A 3,001-nucleotide genomic window follows, 5' to 3' on the forward strand; every position below is an offset into this window, starting at 1 on the left:
CCCCCCCCCCCCCCCCCCCCCCCCCCCCCCCCCCCCCCCCCCCCCCCCCCCCCCCCCCCCCCCCCCCCCCCCCCCCAAGGTTCAGCCCCGGAAGGTATCCTTGGCGCTGCGGATGCGCCCCAGCTCGGCGGCGGTGGCGGCGCGGAGGAAGGGGTTGGTGGCCTTCTCCAGCCCCAGGGCGACGGGCAGGGTGGGCTGGCCGGCGGCGCGGGCGGCGTCCACCGCGGCGGCGCGGGCGCGCAGGGCCTCGTTCTCCGGCTCCACCGTCAGGGCGAAGCGGGCATTGCTCTGGGTGTATTCATGGCCGCAGCACACCAGCGTCTCATCCGGCAGCGGCTTCAGCAGGGCGAGGGCGTGGAACATGTCCTCCGCCGTGCCTTCCAGCAGCCGGCCGCAGCCGAGGGAGAAGAGCGTGTCGCCGCAGAGCAGCACGCCGCCTTCCGCGAAGTGGTAGGCGACATGGCCGAGGGTATGGCCGGGGCTGTCGATCACCGCGCCGGTGGTGGCGCCGATGGCCACCGTGTCGCCCGGCGCCACGGCCTGGTCCAGCTTCGGCAGGCGGTGGGCGTCGTCGGCGGCGCCGATCACCTTCGCGCCGAAGCGGGCGCGCACGCCTTCCACCCCGTCCACATGGTCCGGGTGGTGGTGGGTGAGGAGGATGATGTCACAGCGCCCGCCGGCGGCCTCCAGCGCGGCGATGACGGGCGCGGCCTCGCCGGGGTCGCAGATCGCCACGGTGCCGGTGGCGGCGTCGCGCAGCATCCAGGCATAATTGTCAGACAGGCAGGGCACGGCCTGGACGGTGACGGCCATGGGCGGATTCTCCTTGATGACGCCCCAGCCGGGGCGTGTCATGCCGCGAACAAGCGCCTATATCCAACGCATGAAGCCAGAGGTCCACGCGGACAACCACGGGCACCGGGATTTCTATGCCTCGCCCCTCGGGCTGGTGGCCGCGCGCCTGCTGCGGGAGCGGCTGCTGCGCTTCTGGCCGGAGCTGGCGGGGATGGAGGTGCTCGGCCTCGGCCATGCCGGGCCCTATCTGCGGCTGTGGCGGGAGGGGGCGGCGCGCATCCTCTCCGCCGCCCTGCCGGAGACCGATACCGTCCCCTGGCCGCCCGGCGCGCCCTCCCTCACCACGCGGGTGGAGGATGGGGCGCTGCCCTTCCCCGATCTCAGCTTCGACCGCGTGCTGCTGGTGCATGGGCTGGAGGGGGCGGAGAATGACCGGCGCATGCTGCGCGAGGTCTGGCGCGTGCTGAAGGATGACGGGCGCGCGCTGATCGTCGCGCCCAACCGGCGCGGCCTCTGGGCGCACCGGGACAGCACGCCCTTCGGCCAGGGGCGGCCCTATTCCACCGGCCAGCTCTCCCGCCTGCTGGAGCGCAACCTCTTCACCGCCGAGCGGCGCGACACGGCGCTGTTCACGCCGCCTTTCCAGGCGCGGCTGCTGCTGCGCACCGCCGCGCTGTGGGAGGGCACGGGCCGCGCCCTGGCGCCGCGCTTCGCCGGGGTGGTGATGGTGGAGGCGCGCAAGAGCATGTACGGCGTCATGCCGGCGCAGGCGCTTTCCCTCCGCCCCGGGCGGCGGGTGCTGGTGCCGGAGGCCGTCTGGGCTGCTCGCGAGGAGGCGATGCGGCGCGAATCGGCGCCCCGCTTATAGTTCCGCCCAAGGCCGGCGCGAATCCGGCTGCTTTGGGAGGACAACAATGTTCCAGATCGCCACCCCGCCGCGGCGGGCCGTCCTGGGCGGGATGCTTGCCAGCGGTCTGCTCGCCGGCGCCACCCCCGCCGCCGCGCAGCGCGACTATGGCCCCGGCGCGCCGCCGCTGCGCTACCCCGACCCCGACGTTCTGGTGCTGGACCCGAAGCGCTTCAGGGCGAAGCTCGGCAATGCCGCCATCCGCCGCGTCCATACCGGCCTTGGCTGGGCCGAGGGGCCGGCCTGGCACGCCACTGGCCGCTTCCTCATCTGGTCCGACATCCCGAATGACGAATGCCTGCGCCTGACGGAGGAGGAACTGCACGTCTCCCGCCGCTTCCGCAGCCCGTCGGGCTTCACCAACGGCAATACCTTCGACCGCGAGGGGCGCCAGATCTCCATGCGCCACCTGCACCGCGACGTGGCGCGCCATGAGCCGGACGGGCGCATCACCGTGCTGGCCGCGCGCGGGCCGGATGGCGCATTCAACGCCCCGAACGACGTTGTGGTGCACCCTGGCGATGGCAGCATCTGGTTCACCGACCCCGGCTATGGCGCGCTGATGGACTATGAGGGCCAGCGCCACGAGACGGGCAGCCCCCGCCCCTTCATCAAGGAGGCCGTCTACCGCATCGACGGCCAGAGCGGCGCCGTGACCAAGGTGGCGGACCAGCCCTTCAAGCCCAATGGCCTCTGCTTCAGCCCCGACTACAAAATTCTCTACGTGGCCGACACGGGCAGCAGCCATTACGCCGAGGCGCGCAACATCATCTGGGCCTATGACGTGGAGGGTGCCACGCTGCGCAACCCCCGCACTTTCGCCGACATGACGCTGGACGGAAAATCGGGCCTCGCCGACGGCATCCGCTGCGATACGGAGGGCAATGTCTGGTCCTCCGCCGGCTGGGTGGGGGAGGGCTATGACGGGGTGCATATCTTTGCCCCTGACGGCCAGCGCATCGGGCAGATCCGCCTGCCGGAGATTTGCAGCAATGTCTGCTTCGGCGGCACGCGGCGGAACATCCTGTTCATGACCGCCAGCCAATCGCTCTACATGCTCCCCGTCGAAGCCCGCGGCGCCCATTTCTGTTAGTTTTTTCAGGCTGCCGCTGTCTCCCGGCACGGTGGGGCTCTTTTGCCGGGTTGCCGTGGTTTGCCGGCAGGGTGGGACGCTGAACCGGAAAAAGTTTTTTGTTTCTTTTTTCCAAAAAAGAACCTCTTTTTCTAAGGCCTGTTAGAGCTTGAATGCTGTTCCCATGTTCTGGGCATGGTGGAGAGCAGCGACAATCAGGTTTTCAC

General features: G+C 70.7%; 3 protein-coding genes. 2 read left to right on the forward strand and 1 reads right to left on the reverse strand.

Annotated elements, in window-relative coordinates; genetic code table 11:
- Positions 1–81: 81 nt before the first annotated feature.
- Entirely contained in the window at positions 82–813 is a 732-nt protein-coding gene (gloB, locus tag NON00_RS24315) for a hydroxyacylglutathione hydrolase (RefSeq protein WP_256025383.1), read from the reverse strand.
- A gap of 40 nt (positions 814–853) precedes the next feature.
- On the opposite strand from gloB, the gene NON00_RS24320 reads away from it, so the two are divergent.
- Together NON00_RS24320 and NON00_RS24325 are read left to right on the forward strand one after the other, a co-directional pair.
- Positions 854–1,663 carry a class I SAM-dependent methyltransferase gene (locus NON00_RS24320; protein ID WP_256025381.1) on the forward strand — a complete coding sequence of 270 codons (810 nt, stop codon included), beginning with the start codon at positions 854–856 and terminating at the stop codon, positions 1,661–1,663.
- A 46-nt stretch (positions 1,664–1,709) separates the two neighbouring features.
- Positions 1,710–2,795 carry an SMP-30/gluconolactonase/LRE family protein gene (locus NON00_RS24325; protein ID WP_256025382.1) on the forward strand — a complete coding sequence of 362 codons (1,086 nt, stop codon included), beginning with the start codon at positions 1,710–1,712 and terminating at the stop codon, positions 2,793–2,795.
- Positions 2,796–3,001 lie beyond the last annotated feature (206 nt).

This window comes from Roseomonas sp. GC11, from assembly GCF_024437745.1.
GTDB lineage: Bacteria > Pseudomonadota > Alphaproteobacteria > Acetobacterales > Acetobacteraceae > Pseudoroseomonas.